The following is a 26,104-nucleotide window of genomic DNA, read 5'->3' on the forward strand; positions in this document are numbered from 1 at the left end:
TCTTATCGGATTTTAAAACGGATGTCCGGCCAGGGATAGCTGCCCGGTTTAATGGTCAGTTGGAGGCCTTCAGCAGTTTCCAGGACTACAACTCCTGGTGCGAGTTCCTGCCGGGCATGCAGGCAGGGGGAGCCAAGCATTTGAATGATCGCAGCGGCAGTAGCCCCGCCTGTGGCAAGGATATGGGCTCGTTCCCCTTCAGTTAGGGATAGAAGAAGTACTACAGCCCGGGCAAGCAGGGTTTCGATCTGCCTTGCAGTACCCGGGGAAGGGCGAATCTCCTTAGGTGCTCTTATGAAAAGGCATCGGTGTTGCTTAAAAAGGGCAATGGCTTCTGCCTGCCAGGCGTGGCTATCTTTCGGCAGGTGAAGGGGCAGCGTGAGGCGGGGCAGCGTTGTATGCCGGTCAAGCAGGGTTTGGTTAGGGGCCTGGAATGTACTGCCGCCCACCACAATAAAATAGTTGGCGGTAAGGTACTCCAGTGGCGGGTTAGAGGGGGTGGGAGTCTTGCCCAGCTTTTTTAGAAAGGCTTGGAAGGCGTCGGCTGCACCACAATACAAATGCCCGGCCTGAGGATCAACAAAATCCTGCAAAGTGGAAGCCCGGGTTACATCCATCGTGAACAGGCCCGCCCGATCGGGCCTTTCCCCTTCCTGAAGATGGTTAATTTGCTGACTATCCCCAAGCAGATGGGGCAGGTAGGCGTGCGCCCTTGGAAAATCAGGATCATAGCGGAAAGCAGTTTTGTGCAGAGGTTGCCCGTTGATCAGGTACGCTCTGTTTTGGATGATCCTCCCTCTGGAAGGGTTAGCGGGTAGCAGAAAAGCCTGTTCCAGATTCAGCGCATGCTGAAGGATACGGGCTTCCTCCACTATATGCCCGCGCAGTACAGAGTCGATCTTTTTGAATAAATAAAACCCGGGGCCCTGCTTCGGCAGTCGCTGGCAAAATGCCCGTACTATTTGCCGGGCCTCAGGCAGTTCTCTGCTCCGGGTGTCACTGTTGTAAACGATCACCGCTGCATCGGTAGCTGTATTAAAGGATTGTTGTACCTCGGCAGGCAGGCCAAAGCGAAGGGCAATACCTGCCATTTCGCAAGCTCCTGAGCTGTCATCAGCCAAAACAATTATGGGCTTTTGCTGCATGGTCAGGGCTATTCAAAGTCAATGGTAAAGGCACAAAGTTGGTTGGCAGTGGTGGTTAGGTATAGAGCGAAGATGCCTTTCTCCTCATCAATCCAGCCCCATCTAACAGCGGCTGCATCGGATTTGACGGTACGCACTGTTGACCCGTTGGCCGAAAAGAAAAGCTGCATTTCTTCTTCACCTATCGTTTCTACGCTGCCTTGTAGTTGCTTCTGTTCAGCATCCCAGACCGGTAGTCCGGGCATTTCCACATACCCTTGCAGAATATGCCGGTTGGTGGAGAGGAACTGTGGATGTGGGGTTGCTGCATGAATGGCCATCACCCGGGCTTCACCGGGTGCCAGATGTTGTATCAGGGAGTCAGATCCGGAGTAGGTGCCAAGGTAGCGGGTATTCCAAAAATCCCAGACGTGGAACAGCTGTCCGGCAGCAAAACCCAGCCCGCCTTCATCGGTAGGTGCGCCAAGCGGCAGCCCGATGGTTTGGGGGAGTAGTTTCTCCTCCAGTTTTTTGTAGCGCCCCTTCAGCGTGGAAGGCCATTCCTGACCGGTCCAACGGGTATTGTAGAAGGTGAGGATATGCCACTGATCGGTGAGGGGCAAGTCATAAACCTGAGGGTAATCCACCCCGGAGAATGCATCGACGGGCCTTGGGCTGACCGGCGTTTGGTGCAGGGGCAGGACCCGCGAGAGGTCGTACTGCATAGTATCCGCCATTTTGTAGAGGTACTTGCCAATTTCCATCCGGCCGGAGGTCAGGTAGGTCATGGTAAACATAGCCCTTACGCCGTGACGGGAACCATAAGGCAAGGCATTGTAAGGGTTGCGGGCGTCCTGGTCGCAATGGTAAACTACCCGGTTTTTGTACCATCGGAGCCCCGTCTTTGCAGTCATTGGTGGCATGACTACATCATTATCGCCTTCCGTACGATGGGTGGTGATCACACCGAGGGTGATATCGCCTTTGCCCATACGCTCGTGGATGTCGCGGCCCGGGCCCAGTCCATCGTAGGCCAGTTCGTAGATACGACGGTAGGCATAGGCCGTAGTGGCATAGGGGTCTTCGAACCCGCCATCGTAAGCCCATCCGGTTAGCGGATAGTCGTATTTGACGCCAGCCACTCCGGCTTTGCGCAGCCGGGCATACACGTCTTCCATATGAACCACAAAGCCCGGATCTGTAAAATCATAGCTCCAGTACCGGTCGCCCCCTTCCCACCAGCCTTCGGGGCCGCCGCTGCGCTCCCGGTGGGCATCATTAAAGAGCATATGCTCCGGATGGGCAAGGGCATAGTCTTCTGAGCGCCGTGCTGTTTGAAAATAGAGGAAAGGCCGGCCGCCCAGGTTATGTATAGCCTCTGCCCATTTGTTGAGCGTCTCATAGGGAGGTAAAAATTGCCCGCCTTCATACATAGCCCAGTGCTCGTCATCCCACCAGCCTTGTTGGTTATTGGGCATCGCATAGTCATCGGGTTCCAGCCGTATGCCGATGGGGCCATATTTCAGAAAGCCGGTTTGGGCGGTTTTTTCCATCGCCTCAACGGTGCCGGAGGTGTTGTTTAAGAATTCGTCCCCGCCATAGTAACGGATGTAAGCATACCAGAAATTCAGGATCGCATAGTCCGGTCCGGAAATATCCACTTTGTTGGCCTTAGCGAGCACCTGCCCGTACTGCTCCAGCGCTTCGTAGCGGTTGGAGGTCAATAAATCGAGGTAGAAGCGGTCAGTGGACAGGAAAGTGCTGTCCGGGTCTACCCGTTTGCCCACCGGGTCTTCCAGCCACATCCGTAACTGCAGCCCGTCTTCCACTCTTATGGCTTCCATGTATTTTAAGAACTCCAGATAGGTAAGCCCGCCGGCTACCACAGCAGTTTTGGTTTGGCCTTTGGCGCCCCAGGTGGCGAGCAGATTATTGGTGCTTAGGAGGGTATCAGCCTGAGTGACAACAGTCTGATAGTCATTGCTTTCCCCATCGAGCACATAGTAATCCCGGAAGGCTGCCCCGGGGTAAGCCACTCCACTCAAGACGGCTGCATTCTTTACCTGCACCGGGCGGGGAGACGTATTCTGATAGCCCCAGTTGAAAGCTACATAGTGAGCATTCTCATAGAGCTGAAGCTGTAGAATGAGCCCGGGCTGCCCTGATTTGGTGGCTTTTATAGAAAGGGTTTGTCCGCTGCCAAGGCTGTCTTGAAGAGGCAGTGCGGCCCATTCATATTGCCAGGTACTGTCAGGCTGCAAATCATTGATTTGAAAAGCGGCTCCTCTGATTAGTGCTTTCCCGTCAGGCCGATGGTTGATATCATATTTTCCGGTAGAGAGGTCAAATGCAATGCGTAGTTGCTCCTGCTCAATAATGGCAGCTCCTTCTTCCTCGTAGACGTGTACAGCAGGCTGATCGGGCCCGCAGGCGCTTGCTATGAGCAGCAGGCATGCCGTAAAAAATCGGATATAGTCAGGCATAAAATAATGGATTTGGGAGCAACCACGCGGGCCGCTCCGGTTTATCCACCTAATTTCTAACCTATCGTGGGGCAGAGTGTCCTGCAATAGCCTGCTGTCAGGCAGGCTATCCTGCCCCATCCTGTAGTAAAAGTGGAAACAGAACCTTATTATTGTTTGCTTTCCGGAGGCTTTTTGATACTACGCAAGCAGTGGATAAAGGCCTCACTTCAAACAAAAAATAAGATAAATCATGATGATTTGTGTTCGTATGATTAGCCTCTGCCTGCTGATCGGGCTAACGGGTACGCCACTGTTCGCACAAGAGGCCTCCCCGGCAGAACGCCTTGGTTTTCAGCCCAACATTCTGTGGATTTCCACCGAGGATATTGGTTGCATGCTGGCAGCCTATGGAGATTCCACAGCTTATACGCCCAATATCGACCGGCTGGCTAATGAAGGCGTAGTGTACGAAAACGCCTTTACAGTAGCAGGGGTATGCGCACCCAGTCGTTCCTCTATGATTACTGGCGTGTACCCCACTTCCATGGGCACACAACACATGCGTACCTGGGGTATTGGGGTACCTCCTGAAATCCGCCCGTTTACCACTTACCTGCGGGAGTCCGGTTATTACTGCACCAATCAGCACAAAGAAGATTTCAACTTCAAAAAGCCAACAGGGACCTGGGATGAAAGCAGCCAAACGGCTCACTGGCGCAACCGGGCACCCGGGCAGCCGTTTTTTACGGTATTTAACAACATCGTCACCCACGAGCACAAAACCTGGTACAACGAGCGCAACTTCCTTGGTGTAGATATTGATGACGTGCCGGTACCAGGTTATTATCCTCAGGACAATGAGGAAGTACGCAAGAGTATAGCCCGGGTGTATTCCAATATCATGGATTTGGATGCACATGTAGGCTATATTTTCCGGCAGCTGGAATCGGCAAATCTGCTGGACAGTACCATCATCGTCTTCTGGAGCGACCACGGTGGCCCACTGCCCCGGCAAAAGCGGGAGTTGTATGATTCCGGTGTTAAGGTGCCATTCATCATTCGCTACCCGGATGGGTATGGGGCAGGTAGCCGAACAGATGAACTGATCAGCCTGATAGACCTGGGGCCTTCGATGCTTTCCCTGGTGGGAGTGGACGTGCCCGGACATATGCACGGCCGCCCTTTTCTGGGTGGGCAGAAAGCACCGGAGCGGGACTATGTGTATTTGCATCGCGACCGCATGGACGGGCAGTATGATCTGGTCAGAGGTGTTCGGGATAAGCGCTATAAGTATTTCCGGAACTACCACCCCGAGCGGCCCAACATTCAGGATATCAGGTACCGGTTGCAGGTGCCAATGATGCAGTCCCTTATTGATTTGCATGAGGCTGGTGAGTTAGAGCCCGAACAGGAGATCTGGTTCCATACGAGCAAGCCCGTTGAGGAGCTGTACGATACAGCATCGGATCCGGATGAGTTAAACAATCTTGCCGCCGATCCGGCTTATCAGGACAAGCTCAGAGAGCTGCGGCTGGCACACGAATCCTGGCGGGCTGCCACCCTTGATCTGGGGGCCATACCCGAGCCGGAGCTACATGCTATACAGGAAAGAGAGGGCATGGCCCTTTATGACTGGGCACGAGCTAATCCGGAATTGGTGCGGCGCTCCTGGGAAGCGGCTCTGCTCAATGTGCCAGGTACGGACGCAAAGGCGGTCCTGAAGGCCGCCCGTGACCCTTTCCCGGCAGTCCGGTACTGGGGTCTTTATGCAATGAGCAGGGTACTACAGGATGCTTCATTGGGGGAGCATTATAATTTTGTTAGTGAGCAGCTGGAGCACCCTTCCGTTGCAGTACAGGTAGCTGCCGCTCGTACATTGGGCAGGCACGGATACCTGCAGCAAGCACTTAACCACCTGGAATCTCTAATGGAACAAGTTGGTAAAGACAGCTCCACTCATCTATTTGTAGCTTATACCCTCAACGAATTAAACCAACTCAGGGAATGAGATTAAGAAATACGCTTCGCATCAGTATCGCTTTGCTTCTTGTGTTTCTGGCAAGCAGCGTTTTGATGGCGCAAAACAATACCGAGCCTTGGGTGTGTTATCCCACAGCGAATACAACCGGGTACGGGGTTTACCATTTCCGAAAGGCTTTTGTGCTGAAAGAGAAGCCCGCTGAGCTGCTGGTGCATATTTCAGCTGATAACCGCTATGAGCTTTTTGTCAACGGGCAGAGGGCCTGCTTCGGTCCGGCAAAGGGCGACCTCAAAACTTACAAGTACGATGTACTGGACCTCGCCCCATTCCTGAAAGAAGGAGCGAATATTATCGCAGTACTGGTCTTCAATATGGGCAATGACAAGCCGATGGCGTTTATATCTGCCCAAACCGCTTTTCTATTCCGGAGCGAAGACCCGGTATTTGCTTTTATCAATAGCGATCAGGGGTGGAAAACCTTTCGGAATGAAGCCTATGATCCTATTCTCTATGAAGAGCTTGATACCCGCTCATGGGTAAAGGGGTACTATGCCTGTGGGCCTGGCGATGAAGTATTTGCTGACCGCTACCCCTGGGGGTGGGAAACCCTGGCTTATGATGACAGCGGCTGGATGGTACCGGAAGTGCTTGATTTTCAGGGCAAGGCTCCCTGGAACCTGGTGGCCCGCAACATCCCCTTCATGGACACTCATATGGAAACCCCCCAAGCCATCCGTAGGGCTGCGGGCGTAAAAGTGCCACCTGGCTTTCTGAAGGGGCGTTCTGCTATCACCGTACCTGCTCAAACTCAGGCTAGGATACTGTTTGACTACGAGGTGTTCACGATGGGCTACCCGGAGCTAACAGTAGAAAATGGGGCTGGCAGTGCGCTTAAAGTACGTTATGCGGAAGCCCTCTATGAAAGCCCCAACATCAAAGGGCACCGGGACTCAGTGGACAACCTGACGATGTACGGCGTATTCGATATCTTCCATACTAACGGAGAAAAACGCACCTTCCGGCCAATCTGGAAACGCGCTTTCCGCTATGTTGAAGTAGACATTACTACAGGCGAAGAACCACTTCAGCTCCTGTCGTTGCGCAGTCAGTATTCCGGTTACCCCTATCCGGATATGGGGACTTTTGAAAGCAATGACCCTCAGCTCAACGAGCTATTTGAAATGGGGCTGCGCACCCTGCGTATGTGCTCCGGAGAGACCTATTATGATACGCCTTACTATGAACAACTGAGCTATGGTGGCGACAACCGCCCCATTGCTTCCATCTCCTTTTACAACTCCACTGATGACCGGCTGTTCCGCGAAATGATGCGGCTGTACCCGCAATCGGTCAACCAGGAAACCCGCCTTTTCAAGTCTGCTTATCCTTCCCGGTTCAATTTTGACCAGGGGACCTGGAGCCTGGCATGGGTGCAAAGCCTTTGGGACTACTTCGTTTTCCGTGGCGATACTGCTTTTGTGCAACAGCTTGCTGAGCCTATAGAAGGCGTACTCAATTTCTACTTGTACAACCTTGATGAGTCTATGGGGCTGCTGGGGCCTATTCATACCCGGAACTTTATGGACTGGAGCATGCATAAAGGCACCGTGCCTCAGCCCAGGCCCCGGTTCGTCCTTCGCCACTCTGCTATGCTGACTTTGTACTATGCGCATACCCTGGACTGTGCGGTAAAGCTGTATGAAATGCTGGGGGAAGAGGAAAAAGCCAGGTACTGGGAGCAGGTGTCTGCCAAAATCAAAACGGCTGTGTTTATCCACTGCTGGGATGAAGAGAAGCAGCTCATAGCGGACTTCCCCGACAAAAAGCAATTTTCACAGCATACCAACATACTCGCAATCCTTTGTGATGCGGTTGCGCCGGTTTCGCAGCCCGCGCTATTCGACAGGGTAGTGAGCTATGAGCATTTTGATGAAAGAGCCAGTTCCTATTTTGCCTTTTTCCTGTTTAAGGCCATGCAAAAAGCAGGCCGGGGGCATCTGTTCCTGGAGCACCTGGATTTTTGGGAGGGCTTTCAGGAGAAAGGCTTTACCACTTTTGGTGAGACTGGATTTGCTTCACATGACCGTTCAGATTGTCACGCCTGGAGTGCACATCCATCGTATTACCTGCTGAGCCTTGTTTGTGGAATTCAGCCGGCAGACACGGGCTTCAACCGGGTTCGGATTGCACCAAACCTCAACGGCCTTCAGAAAGTAAGCGCCTCAATGCCCCACCCCAAGGGCCGTATTCAGGTGCACTATCAGGTTGTGGGAGGCAAGCTCAGGGCGGAGGTTGTACTGCCGGATGGTCTTTCAGGAGACTGGTGCTTTGGTACAGAACATATACCGCTGAACAGTGGGGTCAACCGCATTGAAACCCTGCTCTAGAGCACGCTAAGCCTTCCTGCCATAACATTAGAAAATGAGGCAGAGCTATGTTTGAATATATTGGATTTGATGCATTGGTTCAGTGTAGTGGGAAGGAGGTAGCCATTTTGGTCCCGCAATGATACCCGAAGCATCAAGCCCGCTAAAAAAGCCATTATGCAGTCATCAAACGATTCCCGCCGGAACTTCCTTAAAAAAGCCGGTCTTGCTTTTTCCTCTTCGCTCATCTCGCCGGTATTTCCAGCGCTAGCAGCTGAAGATACCCCCAGGTATCTGGATGATGCGGTTGCGGAAAAGGGCGCCGTTGTCAAAGTCATTAATGGCTACCCTGAGCTCTTCATCGATGGTCAGAAAGCCTCCCGCATGTGGGCCCGCCTGGCGCTGCCCGGTGATTACGGGCCGGAAAAACTGGAGATGTATGCCCCGGCAGGTATTCAGGTGTATTTTACTTCCCTGGATACAGCCATCTCTCTTTGCTGGAACGGAGAGGAGGAGTTCTATTTTGATAAGTATGAGGCCCACCTGCGCCGGCTCGTGGAGCAAAAACCGGATATCCGGCTTATTCTGTACGTGGGCGCTGCCGGCGGTGCTCCCTATAAATGGTGCAAAGCCCATGAAGAGGAGCTGACACAGTTTGATACCGGGCAGCGCCTGGAGGCCGCCTCTATCGCTTCCAAAATATGGTGGGAAGACAGTGCCCGGGCGTTTGCCGCTTTTGTCAAGTACTTCTCCAACAGCCGGTATGCGCAGAATATCATCGGGTTCAACCCCATCTACAATGCCAATGAATGGTTCAGCCACCACCGCAAATCAGGCGGGAAGTTCGGTTGGGCAGATTTTTCCAAACCGATGCAGGAGCGCCTGCGGGATTGGCTCAGAGCGCGTTATGCCGGCGATGAGCGTGCCCTGCGTGAAAGCTGGAATGACCCCAATGTGACCTTCGAAACAGCAAGTGTGCCTTCCAAAGAGCAGCGTTTGTATGCAGAAGACCCTTCCTTCTTCTACACCCTCACACCGCTGGGCAACCGCATTGCTGATTATTACCTTTGCTATGATGAGACGCTGGCAGAGCTTGGTATTCACTGGTGCAAAACCATTAAGCAAAGCTCTGATATCCCCCGCCTGGCTGGTATGATGTATGGCTACAGCTATTGCGGGCGGCATGATAGCAACCTCTATCCCCACCACCACGGCCACGGCACCGCAATGCTGGCGATGCAGTCCGAATGGGTGGACTTCATGCACTCGCCTTATCATTACTACAATCGGAGTATCAACGGTACGCATTATTCTCAGCATGCAGTGGATACCGTTACCCTGCACGGAAAGCTTATGGTTGATCAGATTGATAGCAAACCCCACCTTCGGGGCGGATCTAACCAAAACGCGTCTACCCCCTGGGAGTCTGAGCAATTACTCAAACGGGATGTCAGCTACAGCCTCACCAAAAACTTCCACGCCTACTGGCTGGAAGGCGGGCCCGGGAATATGTTCCCCATTGTACGCCATTCCCCTGAGGCATGGGGCCCTTTCTGGTTTGATGACCCCGCCCTGCTCGATACCATTGGGCAACTGAAGAAACTGGTAGACCAGAATCAAAGTGAAAACAACGCCTCCGTGACTGAGATGGCCATATTTACATCCAATGAGGGGCTTTACCATCGCCGTATGGAGAAGGTCTTTGGCAATCTTTATGTGGAAGCCTTCCGGCAATGGTTTATGCCCAAAGTCGGGATCCCGTTTGATGATTATATCCTGGAGGCCCTGCCTATGGTTGAAAAATCCTATAAGGTCTACGTCTTTATGGACGTCCACTATGTACCACCAAAAATGCGGGAGGCCATTAAAGCGAAACTGGAAGCTGACGGGGCCACGGCTATTTGGTTTTATGCGCCGGGCTACCTCGATGGTAAAACCGGGAGCCTGAAGCATATAGAAGCCCTTACCGGGATGAAGATGGGCAAAATCGACAAACAGGATTTTATTCAGGTGGAAGTCACGGGCAACAGTCATCCGTTTCTGAAGGGCGTAAAGCAGGGCGAAAGCTTTGGTACAGATATGGACCCCGGTTTTTTCACCAAAGATATCCGTTGGATGCCATGGCCCAAAAATACAGGAGACTACAAGTTTGCCCCCATTTTCTATGTCAATGACCGGAGTGCGACCTCTCTGGGGCAACTGCGGGGGTACGGGCATACTGGTTTTGCAGTCAAAGATATGGGGCAGTACCGCTCTGTCTACGTCTCAGCGCCCCTGTTGCAGCCTGAAATCATCCGCAATATTGCTGAATCGGCCGGTGTGCATGTCTACAACCGCGATCATGCCCTTATTTATGCCAATAACAGGTACGTATCAGTTACCGCTGCACGAGATGGGCAGCAGGAGGTTTTCCTGCCGGCTCCAGCCAAAGTAGCCGACGCCCTTACCGGAGAGGCAGTGGCCGCAAAAGCGCAGCGGATTGCTTTTAAAGCCAAAGCTTACGAAACGCGTATTTTCAGACTGGAAGAGGCTTAATTACGGCTATCACAGATACCTGTTCACAGACAAAAAACTTGATGATCATGAAACAAAAAACCGAAAATATCCCGGGCACCTTTTCTAAAGGTATTCTTGCCTTTGGCTTCTGGGTGATTGCTTTTATGCTGAGCGCCCCCTGCCCAAGCAGTGCTCAGCAAATGGAGATCGGCACCAACTTCTGGGCCAGAGTAGACTGGACCGGTGAGCTGCCCTTCAAAAACGGGGTCAACTTCTCCTCTGCCTGGAACAGCGGTATTGGCGATGACCACCTGGTGAACGAGAATGTTTGGAACGAAGCCTTCCTGGAAGAAATAGAATTTTACACTGTACTTCGGTTTATGGACTGGGTACCGACCAACAAATCACCAATTCAGTTCTGGCATCAGCGCCGCCTGCCAACGGACCAGGGCCAGACTGCTACCTTCAACGAGGATTTAGGTATAGCCTATGAATGGATGGTGGACCTTTGCAACCGCACCGATTCGGATATGTGGATTTGCCTGCCGCACAAAGCTGTGGACGACTACCACATCAACCTGGCGGAGCTCATCCATGGACAGCTTAAGCCCGGCCTGAAGGTATATGTTGAGTACTCCAATGAAGTCTGGAATTTCCAGGAGCAGGGTGGTTATGCCGATCAGCAGGGGGCGGCGCTTGGGCTCACCCGTCAGCAATATGTGGCTCATCGTTCGGCAGAGCTGTGGGGCAATTTCCAAACTGTATTTGGTGAGGAGTTTGAGAACCGGGTGGTAAAGACCATTTGCGGACAGGCAACCAATAGCTGGATCGGCCATGAGCAGCTCACCTACCTGTACAGCAGCGACAATCCCAACGGGCTCCACCCGGATGTGTTTGGCATAGCGCCCTATTTCGGGGGCAATGGCCTGAATGCTAATGTCTCCAATGTGTGGCAACTGCTGCATACCGATATTTTTGACCACCGCTGGGACAACCCCAGCAAAGATTCCCGTATGGACGGCGTGATCAAAAATTACGAAAAGGTCAAAGCCATTGATGAATCAATAAACCTGATTGCCTACGAAGGCGGGCAGCATATTCAGACGAATGCCGACATGGTCAATTATGATCCGGAGATGTATGGTTTGTACATCGAATACCTGGAAGCACTGGACGACTATCTTACCGTGTTCGCCCATTACGTAAATGCTGGTGAATGTTCCAGCCAAAACTGCTGGGGCTCCAAGCGGTTCACCGGGCAGCCTATGGCGGATGCGCCCAAGTACCGGGCCCTTTACGACTATGCCCAGAGCTCTACCGGCTTCCTCGACTTCAAGCGGGAAATCCCCGGCATAAGAGCATTTCCGAATCCCTGCCGGGAGGAGCTGGCCCTGGATGTTCCGGCTGCTGAAACCGGAGGCCTGGTTGTTTATAATCCTTTCGGGCAACAGGTGCTGGCTACTTCAGTGAATAGCCTGGTCGACCCTCTGACGCTTGATACCGTTGCGCTGCCTCCAGGCCTCTATTACGTTCAGCTGAGAATGCAGGATGGCACCCTGAGGCGGTCTTCCTTTGTCAAAGGCTCACTATGACGCTATAAGTCCCACTATCATTAAAACGGAACATGCAATACAGAAAAAGTTTTTATTGGACATTATTTTGGATGACGTTGATCCGTCTAAACTCCGTCTTCTGCCAGGAGCCTGTTTCCTGGCAGGAGCTTTTCAACGGAAAAGACCTGATGGGGTGGGAAGCCGTTGGCGATTTTGACATCGAAATAGCAGACGGTGTGCTAACACTCAAAGACCGGGCTTCCATGAAGGGAGGCTGGTTGCTGACAGAAGCCGAATATGCCCACTTTGAACTGGAAGCGGAGTATTACCTGCCTCCGCCCCACAACAGTGGGGTGGCCATTCGCTACAACGACTTCAGGGCCGGGCACCCGGCAGTAACTGGTTATGAAATCAACCTGGAGAATGAGCCACAAAAAGACTATCCGAGCGGATCGATTTATGGGGTTGCCCGCGCTCCCTGGCTCGGCCATATTGATACAGAAGGCTGGAACCACCTGCGCATCCGGGCTGAAGGCGATCACATTCAGGCCTGGATCAATGACAGCCTGATGATGGAAACCCATGAGCGGCGCAGTTTTTCGGGGCGTATCGGGCTACAGTGCCATGGGGGCTTCCGCAAACATGAAGTGTCCTGGCGCAACATTCGTATAAAGCCACTACCTGAACCCGTATACCTGGGACCAACCATCGAAGACTACTTACGCCGGACCATCAAGCGCAAGCTCAGGCCTGCGTTGGAAACAGCCTCTTTGGAGGGCTGGCGGGCCATCGGGCCTGCGGAATGGAACCTGAGCGACGCACTGCTCACCGGCTCCACAACAACTGCTGATGGAGCGTTGCTAACGCTTGAGGCTTACCGAAACGTTTACTTCAAATGCCGCTTTAGAGTGGAAGAAGCTCAGGCGGCGGCAATAGTGCTCAGGTGGGATACCCTGTCTTCATCTGTGGGCAACGCCAATAGCCTGCTGATCAGTTTACATTCCACAAAAGACAATTTGGAAAAGTGGCCAGCCGGCTCCATTATGGGTTACGGTCGTGCTCCGGCGGGCAGTACCGATATTCAAGGCTGGAATATGCTGGAAGTGTTCGCTTTTGACGATCAGATAGCCGTATTCATCAACGGACAGAAAACGGCAGAGGCGCATGTGCCTGCAGCTTTGGACCGCGCCGGTCCTCTCGGGTTCTGGTTGGGTGCAGATGCTGCCGGGCAGGCCTTGCAAGTGAAAGATATGATGATCAAGGATATGGAAGGCATTCCTTTCCTGGGTTACTAAAAAGTTGATCACAGATATTTAAGGATTTAGGATGATGCAAAGCCAATTATTGAAGACCGGGTGCTGGCTCCTGTGCCTGGTGCTGCTTTTGATGAGCGGTATCGGTTGCAGTGAGCCCGCCCCTGCTTCTCCTCCAAACATTTTATTCATTGCGGTGGATGACCTGCGGCCCGAGCTGGGCGCTTACGGTAGCAGCCACATCCATACCCCCAATATTAACCGCCTGGCCAGTACTGCGGTGCAGTTCAACCGCGCTTATTGTCAGGTGCCGGTATGTGGCGCTTCCCGGGCTAGCGTGCTGACGGGAGCCTATCCAACCCGATATCGTTTTCTGGGTGCCCGCACCCGGGCAGACGAGGACTATCCGGAAGCGGTCCCCCTGCATACTCATTTCAGGCAGCAAGGCTATCAAACCTATTCCATTGGTAAAGTGTTTGACCGGGCCGACGATCATCTTGAGGGGTGGAGTGTGCCCCCCGAGCGTTTTCAGGGCCGCCTGCGCTGGACAGATTACCACTCTGAAGAAAATCTTTACCTGGATTCCCTGCATCAGCTCGGTTTGCCATGGGAGCATCTTGACCTGCCCGATACCGCCTATTTTGACGGTAAGATCGCCAATTTGGCTATAGCCCGCCTGAGGCAATTGAAAGCTCAGGAACAGCCTTTTTTCCTGGCTGCCGGTTTCCTTAAACCTCATCTGCCATTTACGCCCCCTGCTCGTTACTGGGATATGTACGACCCCGGTGCGATTGAGCTGCCCAGCCATCAGTCTTACCATCCGGAAAGCGCCCCCGAAGAGGCCTTTCACCCCTGGACAGAGCTGCTGGTGTACTACGGCATACCTGAGGGCCCGCTACCCGATTCTATGGCCCGTAAGCTGATACATGGATACTACGCCTCGGTCAGTTATGTGGATGCACAAGTGGGCAGGGTACTGGATGCACTGGAAGAATACGGGCTCGCAGACAATACGGTTGTAGTGTTGTGGGGCGATCATGGCTGGTACCTTGGCGATCATGGCATGTGGTGCAAAAAGTTCAACTTCCTGGAAGCTCAGCGCGTTCCCTTGCTCTTGCGTGCGCCAGGCTATGCTCCTTCCCAAACAGATGCGGTGGCCGAGCTCGTTGATCTTTACCCTACCCTCTGCGATTTAGCAGGAGTGCCAATGCCTGCACACCTTATGGGGCAAAGCCTGGAGCCGCAGCTGAAAAACCCCGACGCTGAAGGCCAGGGTTATGCCTTTTCCAAATGGGAAGACGGGCTGTCCCTCATTACTGATGATTATGCCTACACAGCGTGGATGCCCGGGCCGGACAGTGTAGCCGCCCGCATGCTATTCGACCTAAGGCAAGACCCCAAACAAATGAACAACCTGGCCGGACAGGCTGCCTATCAGGAACTGACCGATATCCTGCATCAGCAGATGCTGCGTGTCCGGGGTGCTGATTTTGACACCCCGGCACAGTAGCATTAGTTTTGATTCGGTGTGGACTCGTCGGCCTCACTGCGCGAAAGGGTGTCGTTGTACACCTGATCGTTGATTTTTACACGCTGCAGGCGGATGTTTTCCACAAAGTTGTATTGCAGGGGGTTTGCCGCTTCGTTAAAACGGATATTCTTCAGGTAGATGTCCGTTGTCCTGGCATCCGGCCAACCATATAACCGCAGCCCATTTTCGGTAGACCTGACCCGGAAATTCTCAATATAGATATTCGAAAAGGATGGAGGGTAGGGAGATTCCGCATCCCCATCGTAGTTGGGGATTATCGCAATAGCATCCAGTAATGTCCGGTTAATCTGGAAGTTACGGATATAAATATCGCTGACTGTGCCCCCGCGTTTGCGGCTGCTTTTGATAAACAGGCCTGACTTGACGTAGATGGGCGCCACACAGTTGTAAGCATAGATATTGCGCACGCTGCCTGACATCTCGCTCCCTATAGCCAATGCATAGTGGCCTTGTATGGTACTGTTGCGGAAGACGATATTCTCCGTGGCCCCGCCCAGGCGGCTGTTTTGGATGTAGTCCGACTCCAGCCCTTCGAGTTCGGTGCCGCTGATGTCAACACCGTCCCGCCCTTCTTTGTCCCGGCCGGCTTTGATGGCGACATTATCATCATGGTTGTTGAAAATGATGTCTTCGATGAGTATATTTTTAGACGATTCCGGGTCGAATCCATCGTTATTGACATTTTGGGCATCAAAAATGATATTCCGGAAAGCCATATTCTGGCTGAAAACCGGGTGGACGACCCAAAAGGGAGAATCAGACAATTTAAGCCCGTTGACCTCCACTTGTTCGCAGAGGAAGAACTCCATCATAATGGGGCGGTAGGGGTGCCGTTCCAGATCTGTATAGTGGCGTTCCCGCAGCGGTACATCAGCATTATTAACGGCCCGGATGAATTCCCAGTAGGGTTCTTCTCCTCTTGCTGCCATTGCATCCTTCACCTGACTGCTCCAGTGGATCCAGGATTCGCCATCGCCCGTGATTTCCGGAAGGGCGCCGTTGCCCTTATTGGCCCGTATGCGGATATTCCGTTTGTTGAAGGCATAAATCAGGGGGCTGAGGCTGTATAGCGTGGTGCCTTCGTACCGGCGCAGGGTGCCTTTGCCATCCACGAGATAGGCTTCCGGGGCACATTCAAAAAAGAGCTTTACGGAGTGGTCGATCAGCAGTTCGATATTGCTTTCCAGGTGGATTGGGCCTTTGATGCGGTAGATCATTGTCAGCTTGACCCAGGCATCTGGTTCAGCAACATGGGGGAAGTGGAGGGTTCCTCCGCCCTGGGCTGAGAGTTCCCGTATTGCATTTTGGATGGACTCCCGGAAGTCGAAGGTCCCTTCCCTGTCAGGTGCCTGCCCGGCATATTCCATTAGGTTGATGGTACGATCGGGGATATTTACTTCAGTAATTTGATTGGTAATAGCTTCGACTTTTTGGTTGAAGCTATCGAAAGGGTCTGCCGGTTGGCTTTGAGCGTGCAGATTGATCAGGCAAGCCTGGAAAGCGAGCCAGAATAGAAGGCATTTTGTCTTTAGGTTCATACTTGATGTGTTATGGTCTGTGGATTGCCGCCATAGCCTGTCCGATGGTTTTCAGGCTTTCCAGGCGGATTTCTTCGTACTCGCGGGAGATCAGTATGCCGTCAGCGCCGGCTTGGAAGGCTCCGTGTATGGCTGCCGTTAGCACATCCGGGGGGCTGGGGAAGGGAGCCATACCGCCTTCAGGCAGGTGCCATGGCACATCCACGCCCAGTCCGGTGTATACTTTGGCGCCACCGTTTAGGCCTTTGACGCAGCGTTCGGTCTCTTTTTGTACATAAGGGGCGCCCAGCCCCCGGCTGTTCAGCTCTTCAAGTGCAGGCATTTGGGCGGAGTCATATCCAAACAAGGCATAGAATTCCTGCAGTATTTCCGCCTCTGTCTTGTCCCGCCATGCATGCCGGTGCATCTCTTTGATGACCCAGTTCCGTAGCCTTGGGCCCAGGATGTCATGGTAAACAATCGGTTTTACAAAATCGGCAGAGCCTGCCATGTCGGAGTAGGGTACGGCAGCCCGGTACCAGATATCCCAGCTGGACCTCTGGTGGTCTACGTGGCGGCCAATTTCAAAGTCGGGTTTGATAGCTTTGGCTACGTCATAAATTTCCTGGTGTATTTCATTATCGGCCTGAAACCACTGATAGTTCCAGGAGAGTATCTCGGGGTAGCGTTGCAGGTAACCATAGACGGAAGCGAGTACCCCATCAGCGGGCAGCACATCAGCTTCGACTTTTTGCATGAATTGATAAAGCTGCTGATAGCCTTCCCGGGCCCTGCCGGCGTCAATATTTTTAGCTTCGTTGCGCCGGGTGCAATGCTCACAGAAGCAGGTAGGTACCAGGCCCCTGTACAGGAGGTAGGAGAGTGGCCCGGTGCGCTCTGCCCCATATTGCAAGCCTGCGATGTCGAAGTGCGTCACGAGGTCCTTAACTGTACCGCTGATCCAGGCGCGGTAGTCCGGGTGGTTCCAGCAGGGGCCCCGCCCGGTATGGCCGTTGATATCTACAGTCAGGACTTTTTCGTAATTGGGGATGAGGTCGCGCCGGTTGGCGCTGGCTTCCAGGATACGGGCATAGACTTTCATGCCGCGCTGCCGGGCCGGCTGCAGGAGCTCAGTGAAGATATCCCGGTTGTGGTATTCGTAAGCCGGGTTAGGCTTTTCGTGGCTCAGGAGGGTGTCTTTATAAAATTCGGGATGAGTTTGTATCCATTGATGGCGCAGGCCGCGCCCGGCAAAACTCCGGGGTGGGACAGGGCGGGAGGCAAAGGCACTGATGGGCTTATTGTAGCTCAGGTGGTAGGTCTGACTGTAGCAAAACAAGGCGTTGATGCCAGCTGTCTCCAAGCGGTCGAGGCAGGCTTCCATACCCTCATCCAGAAAGTTGAGAGGCGAGATTTGAATGCCCACCAGGGGTTTTTCTGTACGCGGAGGGGGTGTCATTGCTCCGGCAATCGGCAGCCCCGCACCGCCCATTATGAGGCCGGCGGTGCCCAAATCTTTTAAAAATGCTCTTCGGTCTTTTGTCTGATACATCGGCTTCTGTTTTTAGTTAGGAACGTGCAGAGATGGAAGATAACCGCCCGGTCCCCCATAACCATCCGGTGGTTTACTGTATGCCATGCTCAGGGCTAATACAAAACAGAGAAGCAAAGCAGCATGCGGCAGGATACCCCGGTGCCGGTTTTTGTTTTGATTTGAAGGGTAGCTTATCGCCCAATCACCCGGGCATCGCCAATCATTACGAAAACCATGGAGTTAGCGGCTTTAGACCTTGTTATCATCATCCTCTACTTTGGAATGACCATTTTCCTGGGGCTTTACTTTACCAGGCGGGCATCAAAAGATATGGATGCGTACTTTCTGGGCGGTAGGAACATGCCCTGGTACGTGCTCAGTGTGTCTAATGCTTCGGGCATGTTTGATGTATCCGGTACTATGTGGTTGGTATCGGTATTTTTCGTCTATGGCCTGAAAGGCATCTGGTTCCCCTGGCTCTGGCCCTTTTTCAATCAGGTTTTCATGATGGTCTACCTTTCGGTATGGCTGAGGCGGTCCAACGTGATGACCGGGGCAGAGTGGATCACCACCCGGTTTGGGAAAGGTAGCGGTGCCCGTTTGTCGCACCTTATTGTAGTGGCATTCGCTTTGGTGAGCGTGATGGGTTTTCTGGGCTACGCTTTTGTGGGCATCGGCAAATTTGTAAAGGTATTCCTGCCGTGGGACCTGTCGGCTAACACTTACGCTGTGATCATGATGAGTTTCACGGGGGTATACGTTATCCTGGGGGGTGAGGAGGCTGTCGGCTTCCATTGGCGGCAGCCTCCTCACCCCCCCGGAAGAGGATGCACTACTGATGCAGTTTTACCGGCAGGTGCGCCCCTGGGGATTTTGGGGCCCAGTCTATGAGAAGGTGCGGCAGGAAGACCCGGGCTTTCGGAAGAACACCAGCTTTGGGCGCGACATGTTCAACGTAGCTACCGGCATAGTCTGGCAACTGGGCCTGATCGCCCTGCCTATACTTTTTGTCGTACAGGATCAGCCCCGGCTTTGGGGCGCTCTGGGTATTGTACTGCTGTGCTCTTATGTGCTGAAGAAAAACTGGTACGATAAACTCGAAAATTAACATTCAACCGCATAGCCCGCATGAAACTCCATCTGCAACGACATCCCGACAACCCCATCGTCAAGCCAGGCAAGTATGATTGGCGTAAAGCGACCGTCTTTAACCCCGGCATTATTCAGGCCAACGGCAAGGTGTATCTTTACGAGCGTACTGCCGGGCAGCTACGCCCCTTTATCTGCTACATCGGTATGATGGAAAGCGAGGATGGCGTACGCTTTAGGCATTCTGCTGATCAGCCTGTTTTTACACCAGAGATGGCAGGTAGTATTTACGGCAGTGTACAGGACCCCCGTATCACCGCTTTAGACGGGCGCTACTATATGACCTACGCATACCGCCCTTTTGCCTGGAGCTCGCACCCCACCGGCGTAGGCGTTCCGGAGTCCTTTCAGACCGAATTCCCGGGCTTCGACGGCGACCCCCAGAAGAATCAGACCCGCTCAGGCATTGCCATCTCTGATGACCTGTACCACTGGGAGCACCTGTGCTGGGCCACTCCCCTGGAGCTGGACGACCGCGATGTGGTCCTTTTTCCTGAAAAAATCAATGGGCGGTATGCTATGCTGCGCCGCCCGCTGCAGTACGTGGGGCCGGAATATGGGACGGATAAAGCCGGTATATGGCTTTCCTATTCCGATGATCTTGAAAACTGGGATAGTGATACGCTGATCGCCAAGCCGGAATTCTCTTGGGAGAACAACCGCATTGGAGGAGGCTTGCCCCCAATACGGACTAGTGAAGGATGGCTGGTGATCTACCATGGTGTGGAAACGCTGCATGAAGCCGACCGCACGGTCATCTACCGGGCAGGTGCTATGCTTCTGGATTTGGAAGACCCCACGAAGGTGCTCAAACGCAGCCGGGCGTTCATCATGGAGCCCGAAGCCTATTACGAGCAGTTTGGGCTGTATATACCCAATGTGATTTTCCCCACCGGCGGTTACGTGGAGGAGGGTTGGCTGCACCTGTACTACGGTGCCTGTGATACAGCTATTGGCCGGGCTTCTGTGCGCATGGAGGAACTTCTTGAATTTATTGATCAGCATACCTAAAAAAACAGATTACGTGAATCGGCTTTCATTCTACCTTTTTGTACTTGCCCTGGGGGCATGGGGTTTTTCCTCCTGTGGTTCCGGTGATTCCCCCGCTGCAACACCAAGCGCAGGCGAACGCCCGCCCAATATCATTTATATACTGGCAGACGACCTTGGTTATGGGGACCTTAGTTGCTACGGGCAGCAGCATTACAAAACCCCCAATATTGATCGTCTGGCGGCTGAGGGCATGCGCTTTACGCAGCATTATTCCGGCAGTACGGTCTGTGCGCCTTCCCGGTCTGCGCTACTCACCGGGCAGCATACCGGGCACACTTTTGTACGGGGCAATTATGAGATTATGCCTGAGGGTCAGTACCCCTTGCCGGATTCCGTACTCACTCTTCCTGAAGTGATGCAACAAGCCGGGTACGTTACCGGTGCCTTCGGTAAATGGGGGCTGGGGTACCCGGGCTCTGAAGGTGACCCCACCGCTCAGGGGTTTGATACGTTTTTTGGCTACAACTGTCAGCGCATCGGGCACCATTATTACCCGCACTATCTGTGGTCTGACCGCGACTCTGTAGTGTTGTCGGGCAATGCCGGGCAGCATACGGGTGAGTATGGGCCGGCGATCATCCACGGGAAAACGCTTCAGTTTATCCGGGAGCATCAATCAGAGCCTTTCTTTCTCTTTGTGCCTTCCATCATACCTCATGCTGAGTTGGCAGCCCCGGATTCCCTGATTGAAAAATACCGGTCATTGCTGCCTCCCGGTGAGCCCTACGAAGGTTATGATGAAGGGCCGGACTACCGGAGAGGGCCTTATGGTTCGCAGGCGCACCCCCGGGCTGCCTTTGCCGCTATGATGGAGGTCCTGGATCATCAGGTAGGGGAAATTATAGCTACACTGGAGGAGCTTAACCTGACCGAGAATACGCTGATCATTTTTACTTCGGATAATGGGCCGCACCGGGAAGGTGGCGCAGACCCCGATTTTTTTGATAGCAATGGGCCGCTGAGAGGGTACAAACGCGATCTCTATGAAGGCGGTATCCGGGTGCCAATGATCGCCCGCTGGCCGGGGAAGGTGCAGGCAGGTGCAACAGCAGGCCATGTTTCCGCCTTTTGGGACCTTATGCCTACTGTGGCTGAGCTGGCAGGCACTAAAGCCCCCGAAGGAATTGATGGGGTTTCGTTCCTGCCGACCCTGCTTGGGCAGGAGGTACAACCCCGGCACGATTATCTGTACTGGGAATTCCACGAAAAAGGCGGTCGGGTTGCTGTACGGAAAGACAATTGGAAAGGCGTGAAATACGGTGTGCTGGAAGACCCTGATACGCCATTAGAGTTGTACAACCTGGCTGATGACGTGGGAGAAACCAGTGATCTGGCTGCACAATACCCCGATGTGGTGGCCGCACTTGAGGATATCCTCAGGAAAGCCCGGACCCCTTCTGCTGTCTTTAACTTTGGGCAGGGCACTTACCTGAACAGCCATTAAATATTAATCAACCCACCCTTTTGAGGGGACTCCGCATAGGGGTACAAAACTACCGTGCAGAGGCTAATACCAAACGAGATGAAACATCAATGCACCATTTTTGCCTTCCTGCTTGGCCTGATGATGGCAGGGCAGTCTTTTGCCCAAACACCCCCTTATCTGTCTGCTGAATTGCCGGTGGAGGAGCGGCTGGAGGACCTGATGGGCCGTATGAGCCTTGAAGAAAAGGTAGGGCAAATGTGCCAGTATCTGGGGCTGGAGTACCTGCGTCAAACGGAGGAAATCCGGAAAACTCAAGGCGTTGATCCTACCAGCGATGCTTATTCCTTCTACAAGGGCGTGAAGGCGGCCGACATAGAAGCACTGGTCCGGCAGGGGCTGATCGGCTCTTTCCTGCACGTAGATTCTTATCAGGAAGCGAATACCTTACAGAAGCTGGCAGAGGAGTCGCCATTGAAGATTCCCCTGCTGCTGGGTATAGATGCGATACATGGCCACGGCATGTACACACCCGGCGCTACCGTTTTCCCTACCCCTATCGGGCTGTCGAGCAGCTGGGACACCACAATGGTAGAGGAAGTTGCACGGGTGACAGCCCGCGAGATGCGCGCCACCGGCTTTCACTGGACCTTCTCGCCCAACGTGGATGTCTCCCGTGACCCACGCTGGGGCAGGGTGGGGGAGACCTTTGGTGAAGACGCCTACCTGGTAGGTCTGATGGGGGCAGCAATGGTTCGGGGCTATCAGGGCAGTGACTTCTCAGGGCAGGAAGAGGTGCTGGCTTGTGCCAAGCATTACCTCGGCGGCAGTCAGCCGCTGCGGGGGCTCAATTTTTCCCCTATGGATATTTCGGAGCGCAGCCTTAGGGAACTCTGGCTGCCTCCTTACAAAGCAGCACTTGATGAAGGTTGCTACACAGTTATGGCTGCCCATAATGAAGTGAACGGCGTGCCCTGCCATGCCAACGAATACCTGCTTAATGACATCTTGAGAGACGAGTGGGGCTTTAAAGGCTTTGTGGTAAGCGACTGGACTGATATCGCCCGGCTGCACAATCTGCACCGCGTAGCGCCTACTCGTAAAGAGGCAGACATTCTGGCTGTTAATAACGGAATGGATATGCACATGCATGGGCCGCTGTTTTTCGACAGTATTTTGGAGGGTGTCCGGGCGGGGCGCATATCCGAGTCGACCATTGATAAAGCGGCCCGCAGTATTTTATACGCTAAGTTTCAGATGGGACTGTTTGTGCACCGTTACGTCACCGATGAGCAAGCTGCAGAAACCCTGCTTGCACCGGCACACCGGGAACTGGCCCTTGAATCCGCCCGAAAGTCGATGGTACTCCTCCGCAATGAAGGCGACCTGCTACCCCTCGCCAAAGATATGAACCGGGTGCTGGTGACTGGCCCTAATGCTCATAACGCCACTATCCTGGGCGACTGGGCCGTGCCTCAGCCGGAAGAGTCACTCATTACCGTACTGGAAGGCATACAGGCCGTGGTTGCTGAACAAACAATAGTAGACCATCATCCGGTAGCTGACCTGCGAAATATTACGGATGAAGAAATAGAACAGGCGGTAGCCAAAGCCAGAGAAGCTGACGTTGCGATTTTGGTGGTCGGCGAAAACTCCCTGCGCCATACCTGGAATGAACGCACCTGTGGGGAAAATGCAGCACGTGCTACTCTGGGGCTGTTTGGGCGGCAGCTGGAACTGGTGCAGCGTGTGCACGCCACCGGCACGCCAACGGTAGTAGTGCTCGTGAATGGCCGCCCGCTGGCCCTGCCCTGGTGCACTGCTCACGTACCCGCTATACTGGAGGCCTGGGAGCCCGGGCTGTTAGGGGGGCAGGCGGTGGCCGAAGCTTTATTCGGTGTGTATAGCCCCAGCGGCAAACTGACGGTTTCTTTCCCCAATAGCGTGGGGCAGATCCCTTGTTTTTACAACTACAAGCCCTCATCTTACTATCGGTCCTTTGCAGATGAGGAAACCAAAGTGCTTTACCCTTTTGGGCATGGACTGAGCTACACACAGTTTGAGTACACAGACCTGAAGGTTCCGGCAAATGTAGAAGCCGGTCAAACGGTGCCTGTTTCGGTTACGCTCGCCAACACCGGTAAAATGGCAGGGGAGGAAATCGTTATCCTTTACCTCAATGACGAGTACAGCTCGGTGACCACGCCTGTCCTTGAAATGAAAGCCTTCCGCAGGATAGCGCTAAAGCCGGGTGAAAGCCAGGTCGTCCGCTTTGAGCTGCAGCCTGAACAGCTGATGTTGCTGGACAAAAACCTTAACCGTGTGCTGGAGCCCGGCACATTTGAGGTAAAGGTGGGCGGTTTGTCCGGGCAGTTTGAAGTGGATCCTCCACGCTAAAAGCCAAGACAGATCAGGATGGTTGAATGAGAGGAAGCAACTACATTGAGAGTAACAGATGGCTATGATTTTTTAGGTTAGGTTTTTAGAGTTTCATACACTACTTTTTGGGAAGGGGGGCACTTAGCCCCCCTTTTTAACTATGGGTTTTTCCTAATGCAGACCTCTGCGGGGCTCATAGCTTCAGCATAAAGCCCTCCGCTGCCTTCTTATCGTATTTGCTGGGGTCAAACTGGTAAAGGAATGACCCCTTTCGGGAAGATTTCTTATCCTTTTCATCCAGTTTGACTACAATATCCAGGGAGCGGATTTTATTGATGAAGTTGCGCTTGTCGAGAGTCGTGTCCCAGATCGCCTCGTACAGCTTTTGCAGTTGGCGCATGGTGAACTTCTCGGGCAGCAGCTCAAACCCAATCGGGCGGGTAGTAGCCCGTGTTCTCAGCCGTCGGATGGCAAAATGCACCATTTTATCATGGTTAAAGATCAGGGAAGGCGCCTGGGAAACGCTGAACCAGTTGGCCGAGAACTGTTTGATCAGCTTCTCCTTGTGCTCCTTGATGTTGATCAGTGCGTAGTAAGCCATGGAAATGGTGCGGTCAGCCGGGTCACGGTCCACCTCACTAAATGCAGCCAACTGCTCCATGTAGACATCACTCAGGCCCGTATACCGTTCCAGTACCCGCCGGGCGGCATCGTCGAGGGTTTCCTCGGCTTTCAGGAAGCCGCCCACGAGGGACCACTTTCCTTTTTCCGGCTCAAACCCCCTTCGGATCAGCAGGATTTTCAGGTCTTCTTCATCGAAGCCGAAGATGATACAGTCTACGGCTAACAGCACTTTATCCTCCGAGCTGTAATTAGTGATCATGATGTGTGGTTGTCGATTTGTTTTGACTGCCTACTAAGACAAGTGCACCTCCAAACACGCTCTAAGCTTTGGGTTGGATTGGCTTTTTTTTGAAGCTGCAATGTTTTATCTTGCGGGGGTTGGAAGCCGATGTTGCCCCGTGCGTCAATCGGCTGGTCCGGGGTCATGCCGTGTTTTTCACGGTTTGAAGTCCGGGGTTGCTGGACTTTCAGGGTTGATGGCCTGTCTACAAAAGATTATTATCGTTTGTAAATGGATGCTAGGGCGTAAGCGGTTGATTAGGAGGTTGCTGATTTGTGGTGAGGGGAGGCGTAGTATTCGGATACCCAAACTGCCCTCGTGTATACCCGTGTGAACAATTGGGTACTGCGTAACCTGCAGAGCCCGCTAGCTGACTTGGGCTTTTATGCCCTAAAAGGTTTATGAAATGGGGGGGGCGGATATATCCTAGTTGTGAGCAATGCAAAAAACGAACATGAGACAAAAGACATACATACTTTCAATTTTAGTCACAGTCATTTTAATGGGTTGTAATAACGAGCAGGACAAAAAAGTACAAATCAATCCTCTTGACCAGTTGGAGCAAGTTGATAATCTGCTTTCAGAAATCGCAGAAAAGCCTCAACATCTGACCACACCTTCCGACAAGCCAACAACGGTAACAGGTGCAAAAGGAGCGATAGTCTATGTTGACCCAAATCGACTTGAGACTGTTGACGGTTCTCCTCTCGGAGACAACATCCAAATTGAACTTTTGGAAATGACAGATAACTCAAGTATGCTGCTGAATAACACTCAGACAGTTTCAAATGGACAAATACTTGTGACAGGTGGTGCTTACTACTTAAATATGACTTCTGATGGAAAGCAGCTCAAAATGAAGCAAGGTAAAGGACTTGAAGTTGAGTTTCCAAAACTTACAGAAGATGAAATGGGCCTTTTTCTTGGAGAAAGAGATAGTCTCGGACAAATAAATTGGATTCCAACTGAAGATAGCTTTGACCCAAAGAGTATTGTAGACGCTCAAGAACCTGAGAAGCCCGTTAAGAAAAAGTACGTAAAAAAGACCTATGACGGTATTGAAGCAATCTTGGGGTACATATCAGAGGATACAACTGATATTAAACCTATAAAAGAAGAAGAAGAAGTCACAAAGGAAGAATATGAAGAATACTTAAAAAAGAAAGCCGAATATGAAGAAGAACAAAAGCAAATCGAGTATCAAAGAAAAACATACTGTAACAGCCCCCTAAATACTCTGACAAAAGTCTAAAAACTTTTTTAGAGATTTAGATATGGAAAAGCAAGAAAACAGAGGCCGGAAATTCAGCAAAAAGGAGAAGCTGGAGATTCTGGATGAAGCTAAAGCTTATGGG

At 52.8% G+C, this 26,104-nt stretch carries 16 protein-coding genes and 1 pseudogene; 12 read left to right on the plus strand and 5 right to left on the minus strand.

The genetic code is table 11. The features are described from left to right. Nucleotides 1-2 precede the first annotated feature (2 nt). Both RIC19_RS21710 and RIC19_RS21715 read right to left on the minus strand, forming a co-directional pair. Nucleotides 3-1,145: a four-carbon acid sugar kinase family protein gene (locus RIC19_RS21710; RefSeq protein WP_350180474.1), complete on the minus strand. Its 1,143-nt coding sequence runs from the start codon at nt 1,143-1,145 to the stop codon at nt 3-5. Between the two features lie 8 nt (nt 1,146-1,153). Then, the gene (locus RIC19_RS21715) at nt 1,154-3,607 is read right to left on the minus strand and encodes a hypothetical protein (protein WP_350180475.1); all 2,454 of its coding nucleotides are present in this window, start codon (nt 3,605-3,607) and stop codon (nt 1,154-1,156) included. A gap of 232 nt (nt 3,608-3,839) precedes the next feature. Here RIC19_RS21715 and RIC19_RS21720 point away from each other — a divergent pair, with 232 nt between their 5' ends. The 6 genes from RIC19_RS21720 to RIC19_RS21745 all read left to right on the plus strand — a co-directional run bounded on the left by RIC19_RS21720 (nt 3,840) and on the right by RIC19_RS21745 (nt 14,748). Further along, nucleotides 3,840-5,597 carry a sulfatase-like hydrolase/transferase gene (locus tag RIC19_RS21720; RefSeq protein WP_350180476.1) on the plus strand — a complete coding sequence of 586 codons (1,758 nt, stop codon included), beginning with the start codon at nt 3,840-3,842 and terminating at the stop codon, nt 5,595-5,597. Next, complete coding sequence (locus tag RIC19_RS21725) at nt 5,594-7,957, plus strand: family 78 glycoside hydrolase catalytic domain (RefSeq protein ID WP_350180477.1); 2,364 nt, start codon at nt 5,594-5,596, stop codon at nt 7,955-7,957. The genes RIC19_RS21720 and RIC19_RS21725 overlap by 4 nt, the downstream gene beginning before the upstream one ends. 156 nt (nt 7,958-8,113) lie before the next feature. Continuing rightward, complete coding sequence (locus RIC19_RS21730) at nt 8,114-10,471, plus strand: hypothetical protein (RefSeq protein WP_350180478.1); 2,358 nt, start codon at nt 8,114-8,116, stop codon at nt 10,469-10,471. A 47-nt stretch (nt 10,472-10,518) separates the two neighbouring features. Next, nucleotides 10,519-12,024: a T9SS type A sorting domain-containing protein gene (locus RIC19_RS21735; protein WP_350180479.1), complete on the plus strand. Its 1,506-nt coding sequence runs from the start codon at nt 10,519-10,521 to the stop codon at nt 12,022-12,024. Between the two features lie 32 nt (nt 12,025-12,056). Then, on the plus strand, nt 12,057-13,280 hold the full coding sequence (locus RIC19_RS21740) for a 3-keto-alpha-glucoside-1,2-lyase-like domain-containing protein (protein WP_350180480.1): 1,224 nt from the start codon (nt 12,057-12,059) through the stop codon (nt 13,278-13,280). A 31-nt stretch (nt 13,281-13,311) separates the two neighbouring features. Next, nucleotides 13,312-14,748 (plus strand): sulfatase, encoded by a 1,437-nt coding sequence (locus RIC19_RS21745; protein ID WP_350180481.1) that lies wholly within the window; start codon nt 13,312-13,314, stop codon nt 14,746-14,748. 2 nt (nt 14,749-14,750) lie between these two features. On the opposite strand, the gene RIC19_RS21750 is transcribed toward RIC19_RS21745, so the two are convergent. Together RIC19_RS21750 and RIC19_RS21755 are read right to left on the minus strand one after the other, a co-directional pair. Continuing rightward, entirely contained in the window at nt 14,751-16,328 is a 1,578-nt protein-coding gene (locus tag RIC19_RS21750; RefSeq protein WP_350180482.1) for a glycoside hydrolase family 28 protein, read from the minus strand. 10 nt (nt 16,329-16,338) lie between these two features. After that, the gene (locus RIC19_RS21755; protein WP_350180483.1) at nt 16,339-17,859 is read right to left on the minus strand and encodes a hypothetical protein; all 1,521 of its coding nucleotides are present in this window, start codon (nt 17,857-17,859) and stop codon (nt 16,339-16,341) included. 216 nt (nt 17,860-18,075) lie between these two features. Here RIC19_RS21755 and RIC19_RS21760 point away from each other — a divergent pair. The 5 genes and pseudogenes from RIC19_RS21760 to RIC19_RS21780 form a co-directional block, all read left to right on the plus strand. Beyond that, nucleotides 18,076-18,633 (plus strand): annotated as a pseudogene (locus RIC19_RS21760) (sodium:solute symporter family transporter); the annotation flags it as partial. 103 nt (nt 18,634-18,736) lie between these two features. Continuing rightward, complete coding sequence (locus RIC19_RS21765; RefSeq protein ID WP_350180485.1) at nt 18,737-18,949, plus strand: hypothetical protein; 213 nt, start codon at nt 18,737-18,739, stop codon at nt 18,947-18,949. A 20-nt stretch (nt 18,950-18,969) separates the two neighbouring features. Beyond that, nucleotides 18,970-20,001: a glycoside hydrolase family 130 protein gene (locus tag RIC19_RS21770; protein ID WP_350180486.1), complete on the plus strand. Its 1,032-nt coding sequence runs from the start codon at nt 18,970-18,972 to the stop codon at nt 19,999-20,001. A gap of 13 nt (nt 20,002-20,014) precedes the next feature. Beyond that, nucleotides 20,015-21,487, plus strand: a complete 1,473-nt coding sequence (locus tag RIC19_RS21775) for an arylsulfatase (protein WP_350180487.1) — start codon at nt 20,015-20,017, stop codon at nt 21,485-21,487. A 78-nt stretch (nt 21,488-21,565) separates the two neighbouring features. Next, nucleotides 21,566-23,863, plus strand: a complete 2,298-nt coding sequence (locus RIC19_RS21780; protein WP_350180488.1) for a glycoside hydrolase family 3 N-terminal domain-containing protein — start codon at nt 21,566-21,568, stop codon at nt 23,861-23,863. Nucleotides 23,864-24,038: 175 nt separating this feature from the next. Here RIC19_RS21780 and RIC19_RS21785 read toward each other — a convergent pair whose 3' ends face one another. Then, nucleotides 24,039-24,728 (minus strand): NUDIX hydrolase, encoded by a 690-nt coding sequence (locus RIC19_RS21785; RefSeq protein WP_350180489.1) that lies wholly within the window; start codon nt 24,726-24,728, stop codon nt 24,039-24,041. A gap of 475 nt (nt 24,729-25,203) precedes the next feature. On the opposite strand from RIC19_RS21785, the gene RIC19_RS21790 reads away from it, so the two are divergent. After that, nucleotides 25,204-26,001, plus strand: a complete 798-nt coding sequence (locus RIC19_RS21790; protein ID WP_350180490.1) for a hypothetical protein — start codon at nt 25,204-25,206, stop codon at nt 25,999-26,001. The last annotated feature ends 103 nt before the right edge of the window (nt 26,002-26,104 follow it).

The organism is Phaeodactylibacter sp. (genome assembly GCF_040219495.1).
Taxonomy (GTDB): Bacteria; Bacteroidota; Bacteroidia; order Chitinophagales; family Saprospiraceae; genus Phaeodactylibacter.

Bases quoted from the DNA above. Each gene is read 5' to 3' on its own strand.
- RIC19_RS21710 (WP_350180474.1), bottom strand. From the start codon at position 1,145: ATGCAGCAAAAGCCCATAATTGTTTTGGCTGATGACAGCTCAGGAGCT.
- RIC19_RS21715 (WP_350180475.1), bottom strand. From the start codon at position 3,607: ATGCCTGACTATATCCGATTTTTTACGGCATGCCTGCTGCTCATAGCA.
- RIC19_RS21720 (WP_350180476.1), top strand. From the start codon at position 3,840: ATGATGATTTGTGTTCGTATGATTAGCCTCTGCCTGCTGATCGGGCTA.
- RIC19_RS21725 (WP_350180477.1), top strand. From the start codon at position 5,594: ATGAGATTAAGAAATACGCTTCGCATCAGTATCGCTTTGCTTCTTGTG.
- RIC19_RS21730 (WP_350180478.1), top strand. From the start codon at position 8,114: ATGCAGTCATCAAACGATTCCCGCCGGAACTTCCTTAAAAAAGCCGGT.
- RIC19_RS21735 (WP_350180479.1), top strand. From the start codon at position 10,519: ATGAAACAAAAAACCGAAAATATCCCGGGCACCTTTTCTAAAGGTATT.
- RIC19_RS21740 (WP_350180480.1), top strand. From the start codon at position 12,057: ATGCAATACAGAAAAAGTTTTTATTGGACATTATTTTGGATGACGTTG.
- RIC19_RS21745 (WP_350180481.1), top strand. From the start codon at position 13,312: ATGATGCAAAGCCAATTATTGAAGACCGGGTGCTGGCTCCTGTGCCTG.
- RIC19_RS21750 (WP_350180482.1), bottom strand. From the start codon at position 16,328: ATGAACCTAAAGACAAAATGCCTTCTATTCTGGCTCGCTTTCCAGGCT.
- RIC19_RS21755 (WP_350180483.1), bottom strand. From the start codon at position 17,859: ATGTATCAGACAAAAGACCGAAGAGCATTTTTAAAAGATTTGGGCACC.
- RIC19_RS21770 (WP_350180486.1), top strand. From the start codon at position 18,970: ATGAAACTCCATCTGCAACGACATCCCGACAACCCCATCGTCAAGCCA.
- RIC19_RS21780 (WP_350180488.1), top strand. From the start codon at position 21,566: ATGAAACATCAATGCACCATTTTTGCCTTCCTGCTTGGCCTGATGATG.
- RIC19_RS21785 (WP_350180489.1), bottom strand. From the start codon at position 24,728: ATGATCACTAATTACAGCTCGGAGGATAAAGTGCTGTTAGCCGTAGAC.
- RIC19_RS21790 (WP_350180490.1), top strand. From the start codon at position 25,204: ATGAGACAAAAGACATACATACTTTCAATTTTAGTCACAGTCATTTTA.